The sequence below is a fragment of the Herbaspirillum frisingense genome, from assembly GCF_047325095.1.
GTDB classification, from domain to species: domain Bacteria; phylum Pseudomonadota; class Gammaproteobacteria; order Burkholderiales; family Burkholderiaceae_D; genus Herbaspirillum; species Herbaspirillum frisingense.
On sequence record NZ_CP168558.1, the window covers coordinates 729,179 to 748,634 of the forward strand.

General features: G+C 61.3%; 16 protein-coding genes. 9 read left to right on the forward strand and 7 right to left on the reverse strand.

The features are described from left to right. The 6 genes from ACEOAC_RS03380 (at position 1) to otnI (ending at position 6,332) form a co-directional block, all read left to right on the forward strand. Complete coding sequence (locus ACEOAC_RS03380) at positions 1-702, forward strand: FadR/GntR family transcriptional regulator (RefSeq protein WP_006461461.1); 702 nt, start codon at positions 1-3, stop codon at positions 700-702. 197 nt (positions 703-899) lie between these two features. Beyond that, positions 900-1,796 (forward strand): L-threonate dehydrogenase, encoded by an 897-nt coding sequence (gene ltnD / locus ACEOAC_RS03385; RefSeq protein WP_102663687.1) that lies wholly within the window; start codon positions 900-902, stop codon positions 1,794-1,796. Between the two features lie 45 nt (positions 1,797-1,841). Further along, positions 1,842-3,128, forward strand: a complete 1,287-nt coding sequence (gene otnK / locus ACEOAC_RS03390; RefSeq protein WP_182993147.1) for a 3-oxo-tetronate kinase — start codon at positions 1,842-1,844, stop codon at positions 3,126-3,128. Continuing rightward, complete coding sequence (locus ACEOAC_RS03395) at positions 3,125-3,763, forward strand: aldolase (RefSeq protein ID WP_006461464.1); 639 nt, start codon at positions 3,125-3,127, stop codon at positions 3,761-3,763. Before otnK ends, ACEOAC_RS03395 begins: the two co-directional genes overlap by 4 nt. A gap of 325 nt (positions 3,764-4,088) precedes the next feature. After that, on the forward strand, positions 4,089-5,402 hold the full coding sequence (locus ACEOAC_RS03400) for an MFS transporter (RefSeq protein WP_006461465.1): 1,314 nt from the start codon (positions 4,089-4,091) through the stop codon (positions 5,400-5,402). Between the two features lie 126 nt (positions 5,403-5,528). Next, on the forward strand, positions 5,529-6,332 hold the full coding sequence (otnI, locus tag ACEOAC_RS03405; protein WP_413445031.1) for a 2-oxo-tetronate isomerase: 804 nt from the start codon (positions 5,529-5,531) through the stop codon (positions 6,330-6,332). A 90-nt stretch (positions 6,333-6,422) separates the two neighbouring features. Here otnI and ACEOAC_RS03410 read toward each other — a convergent pair whose 3' ends face one another. The 3 genes from ACEOAC_RS03410 to cheD all read right to left on the reverse strand — a co-directional run bounded on the left by ACEOAC_RS03410 (position 6,423) and on the right by cheD (position 8,030). After that, a complete protein-coding gene (locus tag ACEOAC_RS03410) occupies positions 6,423-6,911 on the reverse strand; it encodes an addiction module antidote protein (protein ID WP_413445032.1) in 489 nt (162 codons plus the stop codon). Between the two features lie 27 nt (positions 6,912-6,938). Next, entirely contained in the window at positions 6,939-7,238 is a 300-nt protein-coding gene (locus ACEOAC_RS03415) for a type II toxin-antitoxin system RelE/ParE family toxin (RefSeq protein WP_006461468.1), read from the reverse strand. A 180-nt stretch (positions 7,239-7,418) separates the two neighbouring features. Then, complete coding sequence (gene cheD / locus ACEOAC_RS03420) at positions 7,419-8,030, reverse strand: chemoreceptor glutamine deamidase CheD (protein ID WP_102663692.1); 612 nt, start codon at positions 8,028-8,030, stop codon at positions 7,419-7,421. A 518-nt stretch (positions 8,031-8,548) separates the two neighbouring features. Here cheD and mqo point away from each other — a divergent pair. Further along, entirely contained in the window at positions 8,549-10,198 is a 1,650-nt protein-coding gene (gene mqo / locus ACEOAC_RS03425; RefSeq protein ID WP_413445176.1) for a malate dehydrogenase (quinone), read from the forward strand. Between the two features lie 106 nt (positions 10,199-10,304). Here mqo and ACEOAC_RS03430 read toward each other — a convergent pair whose 3' ends face one another. Together ACEOAC_RS03430 and ACEOAC_RS03435 are read right to left on the reverse strand one after the other, a co-directional pair. Further along, positions 10,305-11,231 carry an alpha/beta hydrolase gene (locus tag ACEOAC_RS03430; RefSeq protein ID WP_413445177.1) on the reverse strand — a complete coding sequence of 309 codons (927 nt, stop codon included), beginning with the start codon at positions 11,229-11,231 and terminating at the stop codon, positions 10,305-10,307. 72 nt (positions 11,232-11,303) lie between these two features. Further along, positions 11,304-14,669, reverse strand: coding sequence for an autotransporter domain-containing protein (locus ACEOAC_RS03435; protein WP_413445178.1), 3,366 nt, complete (start codon positions 14,667-14,669; stop codon positions 11,304-11,306). Between the two features lie 211 nt (positions 14,670-14,880). On the opposite strand from ACEOAC_RS03435, the gene ACEOAC_RS03440 reads away from it, so the two are divergent. Both ACEOAC_RS03440 and ACEOAC_RS03445 read left to right on the forward strand, forming a co-directional pair. Continuing rightward, complete coding sequence (locus tag ACEOAC_RS03440) at positions 14,881-15,576, forward strand: hypothetical protein (protein WP_413628689.1); 696 nt, start codon at positions 14,881-14,883, stop codon at positions 15,574-15,576. A 12-nt stretch (positions 15,577-15,588) separates the two neighbouring features. Then, entirely contained in the window at positions 15,589-16,425 is an 837-nt protein-coding gene (locus ACEOAC_RS03445) for a flagellar motor protein MotB (protein ID WP_413628690.1), read from the forward strand. Between the two features lie 411 nt (positions 16,426-16,836). Here ACEOAC_RS03445 and ACEOAC_RS03450 read toward each other — a convergent pair whose 3' ends face one another. After that, a complete protein-coding gene (locus ACEOAC_RS03450) occupies positions 16,837-17,595 on the reverse strand; it encodes a hypothetical protein (protein ID WP_413443969.1) in 759 nt (252 codons plus the stop codon). A gap of 95 nt (positions 17,596-17,690) precedes the next feature. Beyond that, entirely contained in the window at positions 17,691-19,223 is a 1,533-nt protein-coding gene (drt5, locus tag ACEOAC_RS03455; protein ID WP_413443970.1) for an antiviral reverse transcriptase Drt5, read from the reverse strand. Positions 19,224-19,456: the final 233 nt, after the last annotated feature.

Here is a 19,456-nt window from a genome sequence, read left to right on the forward strand (position 1 = left end):
ATGTTTCAGAAAATCCCCGCCCAGGCCCTGAGCGACACGGTAGCCCGGCAATTGCTGGAAAACATCGATGCCGGCGCCTTCCCGCGTGGCAGCAAGCTGCCGACCGAAGCGGTGCTGGCTCAGCAGTTCGGCGTCAGCCGCACGGTGGTACGCGAAGCCATCGCGCGGCTCAAGCATGAGGGCGTGGTCGAGCCGCGTCAGGGAAGTGGGGTGTTCGTCACCGAGCAGGCCGGCATCAAGCCCTTGCGCATCGATTACACCGAAGTCAGTTCGCCCGACGCGGTGCTGCAGATCGTCGAGCTGCGCCGCGCCATCGAGGCCGAAGTGGCAGCGCAGGCGGCCAAGCGTCGCAGCGCCGAGGACCTGCGCGCCATCGACGATGCGCTGGCGCAGATCGGCGCCGATGTCGCCGGCGGCGGTGACGGCGTGGCGGCCGATGTGGCCTTCCACCGGGCGCTGGCGCAGGCCACGCGCAATCCCTACTTCATCAAGACGCTGGAATTCCTGTCGCAGTACCTGGAGGCGGCCACGGCGGTCACCCGGGGCAACGAGGCCCGTTATGAGGACTTCTCGCGCCAGGTGCGCGAAGAACATGAGGCCATCGTCGAGGCGATCCGTGCCGGCGATGAAATGGCTGCGCGCAATGCTGCGCAGACCCACATGTTCAATGCGGCGCGTCGCCTGAGCCAGGGCCAGGCCTGAAGCCGGCGGCGTCAGATGAGCCGCACGTAAGAAGCAAGCAGCAAATGAGCAGCACATGATTCGATGATCTGGCGGGGACTTCCCTCCAGACCAAGTTGGAAATACGGACGCCGGCATGAGCCGGCGTCGCATCATCAACCCGGCGCAACGTCCTGCCCTCATTCATCGGCAGCGGCGCCAACAACGCGGAGGCAATTATGTCCAGGAATGTAGGTGTGATCGGTTTGGGTGCCATGGGTTATGGCGTGGCCAGCTCGCTGTTGCGTGCCGGCTTCAACGTGCATGCCTGTGACGTGCGCAAGGAAGTCCTGGACAAGTTCGCCGCCGCCGGTGGCGTGGCCTGCGCCAATCCGGCCGAGCTGGCCAAGTCGGTGGACGTGGTCATCACCCTGGTGGTCAATGCCGCCCAGACCGAGACCGTACTCTTCGGTGAGAACGGTGCGGTAGCGCAGATGAAGCCGGGCAGCGTGGTCATCTCCAGCGCCACCGTGGCGCCGGACTTCGCCATTGAACTGGGCCAGCGCCTGGCCGCCAAGGGCCTGCTGCTGCTGGACGCGCCGGTCTCCGGTGGCGCCGCGCGTGCCGCCTCGGGCGAAATGACCATGATGACCTCCGGCCCCGCCGAGGTCTATGCCAAGATCGAAGACGTGCTGGCCGGCATGGCCGGCAAGGTCTACCGCCTGGGCGACACCCACGGCATCGGTTCCAAGGTCAAGATCATCAACCAGCTGCTGGCCGGTGTGCACATCGCCGCCTCTGCCGAAGCCATGGCCCTGGGCCTGCGCGAAGGCGTCAATCCGGATGCACTCTACGACGTCATCACCCACAGCGCCGGCAATTCCTGGATGTTCGAAAACCGCGTGCCGCACATCCTCAATGGCGACTACACCCCGCTGTCGGCCGTGGACATCTTCGTCAAGGACCTGGGCCTGGTGCTCGATACCGCCCGCCGCAGCAAATTCCCGCTGCCGCTGTCGGCCGCTGCCCACCAGATGTTCATGATGGCCTCCACCGCCGGTCATGGCGGCGAGGATGACTCGGCCGTCATCAAGATCTTCCCGGGCATCGACCTGCCGCCGGCCAAGGCCAAATAAGTCGTCGGCAAGACGCCGTCACCACCACAGAATCGAGGAGCTTCCATGTCCCAATCCCGACCCTTGCTGGGCTGCATCGCCGATGATTTCACCGGCGCCACCGACCTGGCCAACATGCTGGTGCGCGGCGGCATGCGCACCGTGCAGACCATCGGCGTGCCCAGCGAAATGCCCGGCGTCGCTGCCGACGCGCTGGTGATCGCGCTGAAGTCGCGCACCGTGCCGGCTGCCGAGGCCATCGAACAATCGCTGGCCGCGCTGCGCTGGTTGCAGCAACAGGGCTGCACGCAGTTCTTCTTCAAGTACTGCTCCACCTTCGACTCCACCGACGAAGGCAACATCGGTCCGGTCACCGATGCGCTGATGAAGGAGCTGGGCGTGGACTTCACCATCGCCTGCCCGGCCTTCCCGGAAAACGGCCGCACCCTCTATCGTGGCTACCTGTTCGTAGCCGATGCGCTGTTGAATGAATCGGGCATGGAAAACCATCCGCTCACGCCCATGACCGACGCCAACCTGGTGCGCGTGCTGCAGCGCCAGACCGAGTCCAAGGTCGGCCTGGTGCGCTACGACACCGTGGCCCGTGGCGCGGCTGCCACCCAGGAGCGCTTCACCGCGCTGCGCACCGAAGGCGTGAAGATGGCGATTGCCGATGCCGTCTCCGACAAGGACCTGTTCACCCTGGGTGAAGCCTGCGCCGAACTGAAACTGATCACCGGCGGCTCCGGCGTGGCCCTGGGCCTGCCCGAGAACTTCCGCCGCGCCGGCCTGCTCACCGCCGCCGGCGAAGCCGCGCAACTGCCCAAGGTCGATGGCCTGTCGGTGGTGCTGGCCGGTTCCGCTTCCAAGGCGACCAATGCCCAGGTGGCCGAATGGAAGGCCAAGCGTCCGGCCTTCCGCATCGATCCGCTGGCCCTGGCCCGTGGCGAAGACGTGGTGGCCCAGGCCCTGGCCTTCGCCGACGAGCGCATCAAGAACGAACCGGTGCTGATCTATGCCACCGCCACCCCTGACGAAGTCAAGGCGGTGCAGAAGGAACTGGGTGTGGCCAAGGCCGGCCATCTGGTCGAGCAGGCGCTGGCCAGCATCGCCGCCAGCCTCAAGCAGCGCGGCGTGCGCCAGTTCGTGGTGGCCGGTGGCGAGACCTCCGGCGCGGTGGTGCAGGCGCTGGATGTGCGGGCGCTGCGTATCGGCCCGCAGATCGATCCGGGTGTGCCGGCCACGGCCACGCTGGATGAGCAACCGGTGGCACTGGCCCTGAAGTCGGGCAATTTCGGCAGCGTCGATTTCTTCGAAAAGGCACTGCGCTACCTCGACGGGAAAACCGCATGAGCCAGGAAAGCCAACTGCGCGAAGAGATCTGCCGCATCGGTGCTTCGCTGTACCAGCGCGGCTACACCGTAGGCTCGGCCGGCAACATCAGCGCCCGTCTCGATGACGGCTGGCTGATCACGCCCACCGACGCCTGCCTGGGCTACCTCGATCCGGCCGCCATCGCCAAGGTCAATGCGGCCGGCGAATGGGTCTCGGGCGACAAGCCCTCCAAGACACTGGTACTGCATCGCGCGATCTACGACAACAATCCCGAGATGCATGCCGTGGTGCACACGCACTCCACGCATCTGGTTGCGCTGACCATCAACGGCGTATACAGCGAACAGGACGTGCTGCCGCCGATCACGCCGTACTACGTGATGAAGGTGGGCCACATCCCGCTGATCCGCTACGCCCGCCCGGGTGCACCGGAAGTGGCCGAGCAGGTCGCCAGGATCGCCACCAGCGTGCGCGGCGTACTGCTGGAACGTCTCGGTCCGGTGGTCTGGGAGAGTTCGGTGTCCAAGGCCGCCTTCGCCCTGGAAGAACTGGAAGAAACCGCCAAGCTGTGGCACCTCGCCGGTGGCCGCGCCACGCCGCTGGAAGAGCCCGCGCTGCAGGATCTGCGCGATACCTTCAAGGCGCGCTGGTAGGCCAGGCGATTTCAGGGCAGGTCCGGACAAGTTTGCGCAAGTCCGGGCCAGCCCAAGGAAGCTCGCGCCACCCAACAGCAACAACGCAATCATGGCGGCCATCGAATGGCCGCCATGCCCTGCCTGCGCCCATCGTCAGGAGATAGGTGCAGGAATGGGACAAGAAAGCCGGCGCAAGACCGGTCCATCAATGCCGGGCGCCAGCCTCTTTCGGAAGGAGAGGCTGGCGCCCCGATTGAATCCATAAATTGCCCGTCAGACCACGGGCGCCAAGCAACCAGCGGCCGCAGCTGCAGCCGCGACACTCTTAGGGAGATGTAACACCATGACCACCGCAAGCAACACCGGCGTCGGACTCGACGTCAACGACAAGACCAAGGACGGTCTGTACAAGAAAGTCTTCTGGCGCATCATGCCCTTCCTGATGCTGTGCTACGTGATCGCCTACCTGGATCGCGTCAACGTCGGCTTCGCCAAGTTGCAGATGTCGCAGGACCTGGGCTTTTCCGAGACCGTCTTCGGTCTGGGCGCGGGCCTGTTCTTCATCGGCTACTTCCTCTTCGAAGTGCCCAGCAACATCCTGATGCACAAGGTCGGCGCGCGCATCTGGATCGCCCGCATCATGATCACCTGGGGCATCCTCTCGGCGGCCTTCATGTTTGTGCAGAACGCCACCCAGTTCTACATCCTGCGCTTCCTGCTGGGTCTGGCCGAGGCCGGTTTCTATCCCGGCATCATCCTGTACCTGACCTACTGGTTCCCTTCACACCGTCGTGCCAAGGTGATCGCGGTGTTCATGTCGGGCATCCCCGTGGCCGGTATCCTGGGCAACCCGCTGTCGGGCTGGATCATGGATGCCTTCCACAACAATGGCGGCCTGGAAGGCTGGCAGTGGATGTTCCTGATCGAAGCCATTCCCGCCGTGCTGATCGGCGTGGCCACGGTCCTGTACCTGGACAACGACGTCAAGAGCGCCAAGTGGCTCAGTGACGACGAAAAGAAGTCCCTGCAGGCTGACATTGACGGCGACGCCAAGGGCAAGGAGAGCAAGCACGGCTTCGGCGCCATCGTCAAGGATGCGCGTGTCTGGCTGATGTGCCTGATCTACTTCTCCTTCGTGATGGGCCAGTACGGCCTGACGCTGTGGATGCCGACCCTGGTCAAGGCCACCGGCGTGAAGGGCAACCTGGAAATCGGCCTGCTGTCGGCCATTCCCTTCGGCTGCGCCATCGTCGCCATGAACCTGATCGGCCGTAGCGCCGACCGCATGCGCGAGCGTCGCTGGCACCTGGTGATCCCGGCCCTGATGGGTGGTGTGGGCTTCGTGGGCGCGGCCCTGTTCGCCGACAACACCGCCGTGTCGATCGCCGCACTGTCGCTGGCAGCCGCTGGCGTGCTGACCTGCGCACCGTTGTTCTGGTCGCTGCCGACGTCCTTCCTGTCGGGTGCTGCTGCTGCCGTCGGTATCGCCGCCATCAACTCGGTGGGCAACCTGGCCGGTTTCGTCAGCCCCTACCTGATCGGTTACTTCAAGGACCTGACCCAGAGCAATGCGACCGGCATGTACATGCTGGCCATCATGCTGGTGGTAGGTTCGGTCGCCACCCTGATGACCAAGCCCAGCGTGGTCAACAAGTAATGTGATGTCCCGTTCGAAGCCCGCATGCCTGTGCCTGCGGGCTTTGACGTTTTCTGCACCGTCGGTGTCTGCGCGGCGATCCGCGTTCGCGCTACACTGGCCCCCTTCGTTATCAAGGAGAACCCGATGCTGCGTTTTGCCGCCAACCTGAGCATGATGTACGTGGAACACGATTTCCTGGACCGCTTCGCCGCCGCCGCCAAGGATGGCTTCTCCGGCGTCGAGTTCCTGTTCCCCTACGACTATCAGCCGCAAGAGATCAAGTCGCGCCTGGAGGCCAACGGCCTGACCCAGGCGCTGTTCAATGCGCCTCCGGGTGACTGGGCTGCCGGCGAGCGCGGCATTGCCTCGCTGCCGGGCCGCCAGGATGAATTCAAGCGCAGCATCGACATCGCGCTGGAATACGCCGCCGTGATCGGCAACCAGACCCTGCACGTGATGGCCGGCCTGATCAAGCCTGATCAGGATCGCGCACAGCACCGCGCCGTGTATCTGGACAACCTGTCCTACGCCGCGCACCAGGCCGAGTCCGCCGGCCTGACCGTGGTCATCGAGCCGATCAACACCCGCAACATTCCCGGCTTCTTCCTGAACCGCCAGGATGATGCGCAAGCCATCTGCGCCGAAGTGGGCGCACCCAATCTGAAGGTGCAGTTCGACTGCTACCACTGCCAGATCGTCGAGGGCGACGTCGCCGTGAAGCTCAAGCGCGACATGCCCGGCATCGGCCACATCCAGATCGCCGGTGTGCCGGAACGTCACGAGCCAGACGTGGGCGAGCTGAACTATCCCTACCTGCTCAAGCTGATCGATTCTCTGGGTTACCAGGGCTGGATCGGTTGCGAATACAACCCGGCCGGCGCTACCTCGGCTGGCCTGGGCTGGCTGAAGGCCCTGGTCGAACAGGGACTGACGACGCTGAAGAAGTAAGTGCCCAGGCGCCCGCAAGTTGGGCGTCGATGCAACGGAATGCCGCCCGGTGTTGTGCCGGGCGGCATTTTTTGTTGATGGTCAGAGGGTTCAGGCGGAGGGCTGACTTCGTGCAGCACCGGTCTTGGCGGGACCTTTTTCTTCATGGGCCTTCCGCGATCGGGGCTTGGCGACGGAAGACTGAGTCGACGCCGATTTCCTGATGGGCCTGCCTTTCGTCGCAGGCTTCGCAGGTTTGGCAGCGGCAGGTTTTCTCGCTTTGCGAATTGCCCGCGCGGGGCTGATGCTCAAGCGGATGCCAAGCGCGCCCAGCAGGCGCAGGATCGTTCCCAGCCTCGGTTCGGCGCCCGGCTTCAGGGTCTTGTAGAGGCTCTCCCGTCCCAGCCCGGCCTTGCTGGCAACTTCCGCAATGCCGCGGGCGCGGATGACGTCACTGAGTGCGCCCATCAGGAAGGCAGGATCGTTCTCTTCGAAGGCGGCCTCGAGATAGGCGACCATTGCCTGGTCGCTGTCGAGATAGTCCACCGGATCGAACACGGAGACTTGCAGATCCCCGCTGTTGAATTTCCGACTTGTCATGCTGGCTCCCTTGATGTCCTGGCCGAATCACTTCTTCCTGAGTTGCCGCCAGAGTTCCCTGGCTGCCAGAATGTCGCGCGCCTGAGAAGACTTGTTGCCGCCACATAGAAGGAGATAGGTTATCTCTCCTTCGCGGGCGAAATAGACACGATACCCAGGGCCATACGCTATCCGCATTTCACTGACGCCATCGCCCACAGGTTCGCAGTCGCCGAGGTTACCCTGTCCCGCACGTACGATGCGGGCCACGATTCGCGAACGCGCCCGCAGGTCCTTCAGACCGGCCAGCCACGTCTTGAACTTTCCGGTTTCCTTGATGGTGTACATCGACGGCAGCCTGATCATTGAACGCGATATCGCGCGCAATTGTATCCATGTGGATACTTCGCTGCCGAAGCGCCATGTTACCAGAAGCGGAAAATCGTGAAATGACGAGCGCGCACGCCGGCATCGTACCGGTCGTACGCAATACGGAAGGGGAAGAAGAGGTGTTGGTGGAGCAGAAATTCAGAACAGATCGATTTCCCCACCCACCGGCTTGGCTTGCAGCTTGGAGGCATATTCGCGTTCGCGGCTGGCCAGGTCGGCGCCGGCGTCCTTGATCTTCTTGACCAGCACCTTGCCGCTGCGGGGGAAGAAGTGGACCTTGCGCGGCCAGATGTCGTTGAGGTCTTCGGCCACCACGCGGATCTTTTCGGCGGAGAGGAAGCTCCTGACGAAGGCGGCATTGCGTTCGCCGACATTCATTGCATTCATCCCGCGCAACACCGCACCGCCACCAAATACCTTGCATTCCAGGTTTTCGCGCCGGGCGCCGGCCTTGAGGACGTCGTTGATCAACACTTCCATGGCATAGGTGCCGTAGCGCATCGAAGCCGAGACGGGGCTATCGGCCTCGCCACCGCCGTCGGGCAGCATGAAGTGATTCATCCCGCCCACGCCGCTGACGCGATCGCGCAGGCAGGCTGATACGCAGGAACCCAATACGGTGACGATCATCATGTCGGCGCCGGTGTAGTAGTACTCGCCCGGCAGGATCTTGGCGGTTTCGCAGTCGAAGGCCCGGTCGTGATAGACGTAGGAAGCGAAATTCTCCGGCTTGTTGATGACGGTCTGCATACGGGCCCCTGGCTGTTCTGGTGATCCCTGTGAGGGATGGTGACTGTTTTTGCTGTTCACATTGTCAGGCCTGCATCGTGCTGCCGGTATCGGGGATTTCCTGAGCGAGAACAGGCTTGTGCCTGCACGGTAATGAGGGATATCCGCAATCGCCGCCGGTATCGGCACCGTGCTACCCTGCGCTCCCTCGACATGACCCGATCCCGGTCCGCTCTGACGGAGACGATTTGTACAGGCATTCCCCAAATGCCGGAGACAGGCATCGGACAGGCAGTTGAATCCGGCAGGCACGCCGCGGGCAGCGAACCCCGACCCGCGACCCGTGACGTGCGCCGTGGCCCCGCGCGGCCACGCCCGGTCGCCGATACGCCGCCCGGCAGTGGCGCGGATTGCACGTGGCGCCTCATGTCGCGCCTGCCCTCCACGGCAGGCGTGCAGGAAGCGTCCCGCACCGGTTGTCCGACTCCCGCGCCTGGCGCAGGGAGGCAGCCCTCTCTCCATCACAAACGGTTTAGACAATGTTGAAAAAATCTTTCCTGGCCTTGCTGGGATTCGTAGTTGCGCTGGTCACCGTACCAGCCTCGCAGGCGGCCGACGTCAAGAAGGTCGACGTGCTGCTGATCGGCGGCGGCATCATGAGCACCACCCTGGCGGTCTGGCTCAACGAGCTGGAACCGGGTTGGTCCATGGAAATGGTCGAGCGCCTGGATGGCGTGGCCGAGGAAAGCTCCAACGGCTGGAACAATGCCGGCACCGGCCACTCGGCCCTGGCCGAACTGAACTACACGCCCGAAGACAAGAACGGCAAGATCCAGATCGCCAAGGCCATCGAGATCAACGAAGCCTTCCAGATCTCGCGCCAGTTCTGGTCCTGGCAGGTCAAGAACGGCGTGCTGAAGAACCCGCGCTCCTTCATCAATTCGACCCCGCACATGAGTTTCATCTGGGGCGACGAGAACGTGGCCTATCTCAAGAAGCGCTATGAGGCGCTGCAGGCCAGCCCGCTGTTTGCCGGCATGCAATATTCGGAAGACCACGCGCAGATCGCCAAGTGGGTACCGCTGATGATGGAAGGTCGCGATCCGGCGCAGAAGATGGCCGCCACCTGGACGCCGCTGGGTACCGATGTGAACTTCGGCGAGATCACCCGCCAGTTCGCCGGCTATCTGCAGAGCCGCCCCAATTTCGCCCTGAAGCTCTCCAGCGAAGTGCGCGACATCACCCGCAACGCCGACGGCAGCTGGCGCATCGGCTACAAGAACCTCAAGGATGGCAGCACCACCGAGACAGATGCCAAGTTCGTCTTCATCGGCGCCGGTGGCGGCGCGCTGAAGCTGCTGCAGAAATCCGGCATCCCGGAAGCGCGTGACTACGCAGGCTTCCCGGTCGGTGGTTCGTTCCTGATCACCGACAATCCCGCCATCGCCGAGCGCCACCTGGCCAAGGCCTATGGCAAGGCTTCGGTGGGCGCGCCGCCGATGTCGGTGCCGCACCTGGATACCCGCGTGCTGGATGGCAAGCGGGTGATACTGTTCGGACCCTTTGCGACCTTCTCGACCAAGTTCCTGAAGCAGGGTTCGCTGTGGGATCTGTTCTCCACCGCCACCACCCACAACGTCTGGCCGATGGCCCGCGTCGGTATCGACGAGTATCCGCTGGTGGAATACCTGGCCGGCCAGTTGATGCAGTCCGATGACCAGCGTTTCGCGGCTCTGAAGGAATACTTCCCCAACGCAAAGAAGGAAGACTGGCGCCTGTGGCAAGCCGGCCAGCGCGTGCAGATCATCAAGCGCGACGACAGCAAGGGTGGCGTACTGAAGCTGGGTACCGAGATCGTGGCCTCGGCCGACGGCAGCATGGCCGGCCTGCTGGGTGCATCGCCCGGTGCCTCCACCGCGGCGCCGATCATGCTGACCGTGCTGGAGAAGGTCTTCAAGGACAAGCTGGCCACACCCGAATGGCAGCAGAAGGTGCGCCAGATCGTCCCCAGCTACGGCACCAGGCTCAATGACCATCCCGACCAGGTTGCCAAGGAATGGGCCTATACCAGCGAGGTGCTGCAACTGGCACCGCCACCGGAGATCGCCCCCAAGGCCGGTGGCAAGGACAGCGCCAAGGGCAGCATGGAAAAGCCCAAGGCCAATGCCGCAGCCGACATGGCGCTGTAAGGTGCCAGCCCCGGTGTGACGGAATCGGCAAGCCGTGATGCGGCGACCTGATCCCCGCACCAGGAAATCGAAAGAGGGTAGCCAGGGTAGCCGTGGCTACCCTTTTTTATTGTGTCTTGCCGCCGGCAGCAGCAGTGTGCGAAGTGCAGGGCAGAGGCTGGCGCAGCAGTCCCGGCCAGATGGCCGGCCAGTCACTCTCGTGGGCCATGCCCGGCACCACCTGCAGGGCAGCGCAGGACCCGGTCTGTGCCACGAAGTCGCGGGTAATGGCGGTGGGGACGACGCGATCATCGGCGCCGCTGAAGTGACGTTGCGGGATAGTCCTCACCCGTTGCGCCAGGTCGATGGGATTGAGCGAGCCCGGCATCTGCGAGACCTGATGCCAGCGGTTCACGGCCACGTGGTCCAGGTTGCCGGCGATGGTGCGGATGGCACTGACATCCTGGCGCCGCGCTGCCAGCAGCACCGCGATGGCACCGCCGCCGGAATACCCGACCAGTTCCAGGCGTGCCGGCCTGAAGCGTGCCACGTACTGGCTCAGGGCCTGGTTCATGGCATCGACCACCTCCGGGGCATAGCGCAGACCGGTCCAGTAGGCCGGGCCACAGGCAGGGTTGCGCGCCATCGGCGTGAACTGGCAGGGGCGCGCCAGATAGAGCAGGGCGGTACCGTTCGCCGTATCGGTGGCGGTACCGGCGGCGGTGTTGGTGGCCGTATTGGCGCGGGCATCGCTCAATGCCAGCTGCAGGCCCATGGCCTCATGCGGGGTCGGATCGGGCGAGACCTGGGTGCGGCTGAGCCAGGCACGGCCATCCCCCTCGATATAGACGCGCAGCACGGCCGGCGCGGGCCGCGCCTTCACGTAGGTGGTGAGCACGAAGCGGCCGGTGTCGATCTCTTCGCGCTGGAAGGCCGCGCCGGAGGCCAGCCCGTCAGCATGTTGCAGGGGATCGCCGGCACAGCCGGCCAGCAGGATGGCCAGGCCGGCGAGGAGATTCCGATAGGGCAGTTGAGGTAGGAAGGGTAAGCGCATGGCGCGCATTGTCACCCGAGTAAAAACGGCCCGCAAGCTGACGCTGCGGGCCGTTGGTGGAATGAGGCCGGATCAGAACAGCCAGCCCACCCGTGCCGTCAATTGATGCACCAGTGCACGATCGCGGATTTCGGCATCGTAGCCCAGCGTGCCGTAGCTGCCGTGGGCGGCATTGAAGCGATAGCTCGCGCCCAGTTGCACGGCATCGCGATTGGGCGCGGCGCTGGCGGTGGTGAAGCTGGGACCGCCGGCCACGAAGCTGGCGGTGACATCCGGATTGCCGGCCAGTTCACGCAGGTAGCGTGCGCGCAGTTGCAGGCGGTCGCCGTTGTCGTTGACGCGATTCAGTTCCACGCCCAGCGTTGGCTGTACGGAATTGGCATTGGTCGCGCCCACGCTCTGCGCCAGCGCCGCGTTGCCGCTCTCGGTATAGCCCTGGTTGGCCAGGTGCGACAGGCGCAGGCCCGCCAGCCAACGGCCTGACCAGGTCTGGCTGATGGCAAAGGGCAGGCCGGCTTCGACCCGTGCGCCGAGCTGCCAGCCGTTGTAGCTGCCGTTCACGTTCTGTCCGAGGAAGTTGATGGCGCGCTTGCTGCTGTAGTGATTGCCACCCACCATGAGCGAGCCGTCCAGGGTCCAGCCGCCCATGTCCAGGCCGAGGTAGCCGCCCAGGTTCACCGCATCGACATCGACATCATTGCCGCTGGCATTGTCGTTACCACGGGTACCGGCGCGGGTGTAGCCCAGCGTGAGGCCAGCCACTTCACGTGCGGAGAGGTCGGTTTCCAGGCCAGCCGCCATGCCGTAGGCGTTGATGTTGTAGCCATCGGCGCCGGCACGCGCATCCTGCCTGCCCCAGGCACCCAGGCCTTGCAGCCAGACACGGCTGCGGGCAGCCGCTTCACCGGTGGAGATGCCGCTGCCGCGCTTGCCATCCATGCCGGAGGTGCTGGCAACCTGGCTGTCATTGCGGGCGCTATCAATGCGCCCGGACACCGCCGAGAACACGCTGCCCATGGCCACCTGTGCCGCCTGCTGGCTGGCACGATTGGTCTCGGGCTGCAGTTGTCGCACCGCGCTGCGATAGGCGCTTGCAGTGGGCAGCGCATCCAGCGAGGCCAGCAGCGATTGCACCTGCGCGTTGTTGCTGTTGTTGCCCAGTGCATCCAGGGCCCGGCCCAGCGGACTGCCGGTGACATCGCTGACGCTGCTGGTGCGCTGCGCGCTGAGGATCAGGTCATTGCCACTGAGCTGCAGGCTGTAGTTCAGCGTGGCCGTGTTGGCCACCTGGAGTTGCGACACATCGGCCGAGACGCCGCCGGCCGCCGACAGGATGGTCCAGCGGGCGCTGTTGGGGACGTAGGTCTTGACCACCGGCTGCACGGTGGCGCCATTGGCCAGCGTGGCGCTGCCGGCGGTGACGATCTGGTTGGCCTGCGGACCGGCCACGCCGACCTGCAGGGTGGCGCCACTGCCCAGCGAGAAATTGCCGCCGACATTGATGCGGCGCACCGCCGTCCCATCGGCCGCCTGGAACACGCCATTGACGGCCAGGTTGCCGCTGGTGCCAAAGGCGCCATTGACCTGCAGTACGGCGCCCTGGCTGACGGTCATGTTGCTGACCGTGCCCAGGTCATAGTTGAAACGCGTGACGCCATCGCGCACGACGAAGTTCTCGAAGCCCGACAGCACACCCGCCGCGAAGGTCTGGGTGCCGCCGGTGGTGAGCGTGTCGGTACCGGCGCCGCCGTTGATGGTGCCGATCACGGTGCCACCCAGCAATTGCAGCGAGTCGTCGCCATCACCCATGTCGATGGCCAGGCCGTTCTTGCCTTCGATGCGGCCGTAGTTGATCAGGGTGTCGTTGCCACCGCCCATCTGCACCGCCGCGCCCGGTGTGGTGCTGCCGCCCTGGCCGGTCAGCGTGGCCTGGGCGCCACCGGTGATGACGCCGCTGGCATTGTTGATCAGGGTGTCGTCGTAGTTGCCCACCAGGCCGACGGCCACACCCTTGTTGCCGATGATGCTGCCGTCGTTGACGATGTAGGCCTTGCTGCCATTGACGCTGCTGGTGCCGCGCCCGGTGGTGTTGCCGTTGTTGTAGGTGATGAGCGGATTGCTGGCGTCCTTGGACCAGTCATTGCCGTCGTCGATCAGGATGCCGTGCGCATCGCCATAGATCACCGCGCCGGCATGGTTGATCACCGTGCCGCCGCCAGCGGCCACGCCATCGGCGCCATTGGGCTGGCCGGTCGAATCCAGACCACCGGCGCCGGTGCCGCGAATGCTGCCCCAGTTCTCGATATAGGCGGTACCGTCGATGTCCACGCCGTCACCGTCGCCATTGCTGGTGGTGGCACCGTTGCCCAGCACGTCATACACGCGCCCGCTACCGGCATAGTTGCCGACGATGGTGCCGTAGTTGAAGACCACGCCGTGACTGTCGAAACCGACGCCCGAGCCGTTATTGCCGGTGATGACGCCGCCGGCCTGGTTGATCACCACGTTGTTGCTGATGGTGACATTGCTGCGCGTGCTGCCGTCGGCATAGGTGGCATCGAAGCTGATGCCGGTGGTGGTGAGGTGCGGGGTGAGCTGGATGGCATTGGCCAGGTTGTTGTCCGGCGTGGCGGCGACCGGGTCACCACCATCGATACCGTGCCGTGCGCCGGTGATGCTGCCGTAGTTGACCACGACGGCATTCTTGATGCCGTCATCGATGGAGATGCCATCGGCCGCCTTCGGCGGCGAACCGCTGGCGCAGGCGCTGAGGTAATCCGGGCAGGAGGTGTTGACCGGGCTGGTAGTGAAGATGCGCCCATAGTTGGTCAGCAGGATGTTGGAGCCCATCTTGATCGCGGTCGAGCTCGACGAACTGATGGTGGCACTGCTGTTGGTGGCCGAGCCGTTGACGATGGTGTTGCCGGTCGTGGAGTAGTCACCGTTGGCATTGATCGCGTAGTTCTTACCGTTGTCCGCATTGGTCGGCGTCGGCCCGGTCTGCGAGATGGTGCCGAGGTTGACGATGGAGAAGCTATCGCTGCCCTTGCCGATCAGAATGGTCGGCGTCTTGGACGCGCTCGACGAACTCGTGATCACCCCACCCAGCGCATTGTTGAGGATCAGGTTGACCTTCTTGTTGTTGATGCTGATGGCCGACAGTCCGCTGGTCTGGCTGATCGTACCGGCGTTGTTGATGGTGACCGTGGAGAGGTTGTCGTTGTCCTGCGAGGTCTTGATGCTGGCCGCGCTGCCCGAGGCCAGCGTACCGCCGGCATCGACGGTGATGGTGTCGCTGCCGTTCTTGGTCAGTGTCTTGGCCGTGGTGTCGGTGGTGCCGTTGCCGACCGTGTAGTTGGCCGCGTGGGCGGGAGCGTAGATCGCCTGCAGGGCAAGCACCAATGGAAGCAGACGAAGAGGGAAGGAGGAGCGCGCCATGTGCAAAGAGTTGATAGCAGATTGTAAAGAACTGAAATTCTGCTGACGACTTGTGACCGGTTCATTACAGCAGTCTGCTGAAGTCGGCATTTGGTTACCGAGTGTGGTCTTTCTGCTAATCTTCATTCTTTACAGGTGGTAATGAGACAAAAGCGACCAAGCGACAAGGGGGAAGGGATGAGGGGATGGACGATGCAGACGGGGGCCGGCGATGAATAAATCCGTGCTGGATTTTTTGATGCCGCAATGGAATGGCGCGGCCGATGGCGGCCTGCAGCTCGTGGTGGCGCTGCTATTGCTGGCGCTGGTGATCGGTCTGCCGCTGCTGCTGGCGCGCAGCGCCCGCCCGGCGCAATGGGAGGCCCGCCTGGGCGCACTCACCGGCGGGCGCCTCGCCCTGCCTGCACCCACCACCCCGGAAGAATTGAGCCAGGCCGTCGCGACCGCGCCGGAACGCTGGGCGCAGGTCGCGCCTGGCATGGTGCTGATGCTGGGCCTGCTCGGCAGCTTCATCGGCCTGGGCCTGGCCCTGGGCGATACGGCTGCGGTACTCGGCCCGCAACAGGCGCCGGGCGCACTGGCAGCGGTCATCGATGCGCTGGGCGCCAAATTCAGGATGGCCACCTGGGGCATCCTGGCCTACCTGATCCTGAAGATCTGCATCACCCTCAGCGCGCGCGAACAGGCGCGCCTGGCCTGGAGCGTAAGCACCCTCAGGCGGCTCGATGCCGAACAGGCACACGCCCGCGCACAACTGGAGGCGCAAGACCGGCAGCGCCTGATCGACGCCATCACCCACAGCGGCAACGCGCTGGTGGCGGCACAACAGGCCGAAGCGCAACGCGCCCACCTGCGCCATGCCGAGTTGATGGACGCCCTGCAGCGGCAGACTGCACGCTCTTCCTGACCTGAGGCAGCGATGAAACAGGCAGACAACGAATGGGTGGTCGCCACCGGCCTGATGGCCGCCCTGGCGGCGGTGCTGGTGGTGCTGCTGGCCGTGCATCGCGCAGGCGGGACCGAGGCCGCGCAGGCCGCCCTTGCGCAGCAGCGTACGGCGCAGAGCGTGCCGGCTGCGGCACCATTGCCGACGCCGGCATCGCCGCCAGCAACTACAACAGCAACTACGCCAGCACCGACACCGACCCCACCCCAGCCCACGCCCTCGACGGCATCAGCGTCGGCGCAGCCGACAATGACGCCGGCTGCATCGCGTGCCGACACGTCCACGGCGGCGCAGGAACAGCGGGAACAGGATCAGCGCGAGCAGGGCGTGACCGGCGTATTGCGACAGGTGCAGAACGTATTTGCGCAGCAGGGCGCTTCCCGATTGGTTGCCATCGATACCGAGGCAGGCACGATCACCCTGAAGGAAGGCGCCTTCCGCCGCGGCAGCGCCTGCGTGGAACCGGAAGCCCGGGCCGCCTTTGCGCAGGTGGAGCAACGCATCGCCGATTACCTGAAGCAGAACCCGGCCGGCCGCATCTATGTGGAAGGCCATACCGACGACAAGCCGGTCAAGGCACCGGTGACGGATGTCCGTGCCTACTGCACCGTCTATGACGACAACATCACCCTCTCCGCCGCCCGTGCGCGCGAAGCGCGACTGCTGCTGATCGGACGTAGCGCATCGGAAGCCGCGCGCAGGGTGATCGTGGCGGGGTATGGGGATTCGCAGCCTTTATCGGGGCTGGCTGCCGGTGATGAGCGGAATCGGCGGGTGGAGGTGAGGTTTGTGAATGGGGGCTCGAAGTAGTCAGCCCAAAGCGACGCGCCAACTTGAGAATAAGCACCGCGAGTATCGGTGTTATTTTTTGCCTCGTGTTCCCTCACACGCAATCAATGAGCCGAACCATGAACTCAAGGGGCGAGACACAATTCAAGATGCTTCCATCTCTACGGACAACGTAAAGGCCTGCTATGTCGTCACTGAAAAGCTCTGAAAAAGTGATCTTCGAAAAGCTTTTTGATCGCGGTGGATATGTCTTGGATTTCAACGAGCCAAGATATGCGGAGTTCTTTCGCGAACACAGGATTGACATCAATCATCAACGGTATCAGTTCAATGGAGCATCCAAAAATGGATTGGTGCAATTAACTGGGATTGATTCTTGAAATACAATTCCGGGCCGAGATAGATGATTGTCTTCTTGGGGTAAGAGACAAATCAACGCCATTTCATAAAATTGAGAAAATATCGGCGAACGATTCTGCGCAAAGTTTTTTCTGTCGATGCAATAGTTGGGGGGGAACTTATTGAGGGGCGGCTAGCCTTACCGTCTTTTTCCAATTTGTTGCCGATTTGCGTGGAGAAACCTTCAAGATGCCAATAGGCTTTTTTTGCGGCTTTAAGATCGTAGGTTAGTCCTCGACGTAGTTCTGCATGTAAGTGAATAGCATTTCTCATGCTATAGATATCACATATGACCTCCTTGGTTTTTGAGTTTATTAATCCAAGATCCATTGCAGTTTGAGCCTTATCCTCGAAGACAATTTTTCGCTCATCAATCTGCTTGTTTTGATTCTTGTAAACTGCAAAGGCACCTGTCGGTACATAGGTCTTTTTGATCTTCTCAAGAAGATCCTTTGAGGGATTTATTGGAACCTTGTGTTCATAAGACGTGAGCTTATTGACTGGAAGGGTATCCTTATAATCCTGAAGTAAAACGTGATGAAGAATAGCTTCGTATATGGACGCATAGAGCAAGATTTGTATCTTGCATTGAGCAACCAAAAGCGCATCCTTCACCTGCAGGCCTTCCAGCAACTTGTAGATATAGCGTGCCGCTTTAAACTCGTCTTCTAGGCGTTCTCTGAGGGCTCCGTCGGAGATAAACCAAAAATAGTTTTTGTAGAATCTTTCGTCTGGAAGATGTGCCTCAACGTAAGCTGCAACTGCTCTTTTGATTTTTTCTTTGAATGCCATGGCGCGCTAAATGAACGGTAGATATTGAAGATATCAGTACTATCTATTTGCGGGATATATACTCACGACAGCGATAATTAAAACCGAAGAGGTTTTTACAATCCTCGTACACATTCAGCAATCAGACTGTTGAGAGGGGAGGATTTGGCGAAATACCCTAATAGATGATTCCGCTCCCGATTGCTCATGCTGCGAGCACCCATGGCTGAAGCCCACCCTAGCCATTCCGAACTTCCTGATTTCAGAATTTCTTCTCGAATTTCCTTTAGGCCAAAACGCTGCTCGGGAATTTCGAGAATTTTAGATCGAGCGATCTTGTGGTCTGCTGATCTGTCATAAAGCTTGAATAGAAGTTTCCCAAAATCCCTTGTTTCACTTAGGTGTTCTTCTGCAATAACTGCTAACCAGAAAAGCTGGTACTCAATTAATTGAGTGTTTCCTGATATGAATTTCAGGATTTCCTTTGTTAAGGCGTTTTTATCTGAAATTGCCCCGGCAACAATATGGAGTTGTTTTACGATATTTGGAAATCTAGCGAGCAAAGTTGGGATATGGGCGATTAATCCATCGGTATTTGAATGAAGCAAGTTTAAAATTGCTTCGACATCCGACTCATCAGCTGCAGGATTTGAAAGCAGCTTTAATAGCCGCTTAATCTGTGATTCGTCGAGAGATGGTCGCGAGGCATCGCTATTGGTTTTAACTTCTTCATCATCGTTATCCCAATCGTAAAGTTCTGCTCCGGACGCCATAAATGACCTATCGTTGTAATCCTCGTCCAAGATTTCACTCAGCTGCAATTCTATTTCGGACATCGCATCATGGACCTCTGTGGCACTCCGGTTGAATCTCGTTTTAGTTGGATTTACGTTTAACCCTCTTAAGCCAAGCAGTCGTTGGATGACCATGAAGTCATGGAGTAAAACGTCTTTGTTGTCATCAAATAGGATGAAGTCGTCCATGAATCTGAGCACCTCTGCGCTCCGTAACTGCCCAGACTGTTCGACGAATTGAAGAAACGCGCTCCCAATCATTTTGGTCGGGTATATTCCCTGGGGGAGGAAGTCAATCGATCTTCCCGAATTTATTTCGCGAAAAAATCTGCCAAAGGCATCAGCGTCCTTTTCGTCAATTCCACTCAATTGACTAAACCAGCTGGTAGCATCATGGTGATAGATTGAGTTGAAGTATGACGAGACATCAAATGATAGCCAGTGCTCATAAAACAGTTCACTTGCATTTGCTTCCGCTGAATAATCTTGGTACGCAGCGTGCACTGAAACTGGAATCCCTTTAGCGAAGCAGTACCCGAAACTCTTGCGATTTTTAATCGAGGTCGGGCGGAAAACAGCTCTGTTTCTGTAGGTAAGGTCGTATATAAAGTAAGACGCTACCGGGTCAAGAATTGCAGTTCGACGCAAGTGGTGCTTGGGCTTTGCCGCAAAAACGCGTGTTTGAGCCAGAAAGCTCTTATCAGCATGCTGAGGAGCTTTCGAGAAAATATCTTCTATGTGTTTCTCAAGCGCCAGATGGTGTTCTCTGATTAAGATTAAGTTTGTTTTTAATGGGTACAGCGTGGAGTGGAAGTCGTTCTCAAAAAATTTTTTTACACTCAAAGTGGCCCCCATTTTTCAATTCTTATTTAGCTTAAATTTAGTCTGCGCTTCTCTTGATGGGTAAGAGTAAGAAAGCAAGATCGGCAAGCAGTAGCAAGCAGTATATTGCAGGAGAGATAAGGCAGCGTCGCTGGCGCTCGTAGATCGCAATCATAGTTTCATTGCCAATGAGGAATGTTTTTCCCCAAGCAAGTACGAGTGATTTGAGTTACTAAAGCGCCAGTCTTTTTTGCCTGGAAGGCAGG

Coding starts and splice junctions, on each gene's coding strand:
- ACEOAC_RS03380 (WP_006461461.1), top strand. CDS start 1: ATGTTTCAGAAAATCCCCGCCCAGGCCCTGAGCGACACGGTAGCCCGG.
- ltnD (WP_102663687.1), top strand. CDS start 900: ATGTCCAGGAATGTAGGTGTGATCGGTTTGGGTGCCATGGGTTATGGC.
- otnK (WP_182993147.1), top strand. CDS start 1,842: ATGTCCCAATCCCGACCCTTGCTGGGCTGCATCGCCGATGATTTCACC.
- ACEOAC_RS03395 (WP_006461464.1), top strand. CDS start 3,125: ATGAGCCAGGAAAGCCAACTGCGCGAAGAGATCTGCCGCATCGGTGCT.
- ACEOAC_RS03400 (WP_006461465.1), top strand. CDS start 4,089: ATGACCACCGCAAGCAACACCGGCGTCGGACTCGACGTCAACGACAAG.
- otnI (WP_413445031.1), top strand. CDS start 5,529: ATGCTGCGTTTTGCCGCCAACCTGAGCATGATGTACGTGGAACACGAT.
- ACEOAC_RS03410 (WP_413445032.1), bottom strand. CDS start 6,911: ATGACAAGTCGGAAATTCAACAGCGGGGATCTGCAAGTCTCCGTGTTC.
- ACEOAC_RS03415 (WP_006461468.1), bottom strand. CDS start 7,238: ATGTACACCATCAAGGAAACCGGAAAGTTCAAGACGTGGCTGGCCGGT.
- cheD (WP_102663692.1), bottom strand. CDS start 8,030: ATGCAGACCGTCATCAACAAGCCGGAGAATTTCGCTTCCTACGTCTAT.
- mqo (WP_413445176.1), top strand. CDS start 8,549: ATGTTGAAAAAATCTTTCCTGGCCTTGCTGGGATTCGTAGTTGCGCTG.
- ACEOAC_RS03430 (WP_413445177.1), bottom strand. CDS start 11,231: ATGCGCTTACCCTTCCTACCTCAACTGCCCTATCGGAATCTCCTCGCC.
- ACEOAC_RS03435 (WP_413445178.1), bottom strand. CDS start 14,669: ATGGCGCGCTCCTCCTTCCCTCTTCGTCTGCTTCCATTGGTGCTTGCC.
- ACEOAC_RS03440 (WP_413628689.1), top strand. CDS start 14,881: ATGAATAAATCCGTGCTGGATTTTTTGATGCCGCAATGGAATGGCGCG.
- ACEOAC_RS03445 (WP_413628690.1), top strand. CDS start 15,589: ATGAAACAGGCAGACAACGAATGGGTGGTCGCCACCGGCCTGATGGCC.
- ACEOAC_RS03450 (WP_413443969.1), bottom strand. CDS start 17,595: ATGGCATTCAAAGAAAAAATCAAAAGAGCAGTTGCAGCTTACGTTGAG.
- drt5 (WP_413443970.1), bottom strand. CDS start 19,223: ATGGGGGCCACTTTGAGTGTAAAAAAATTTTTTGAGAACGACTTCCAC.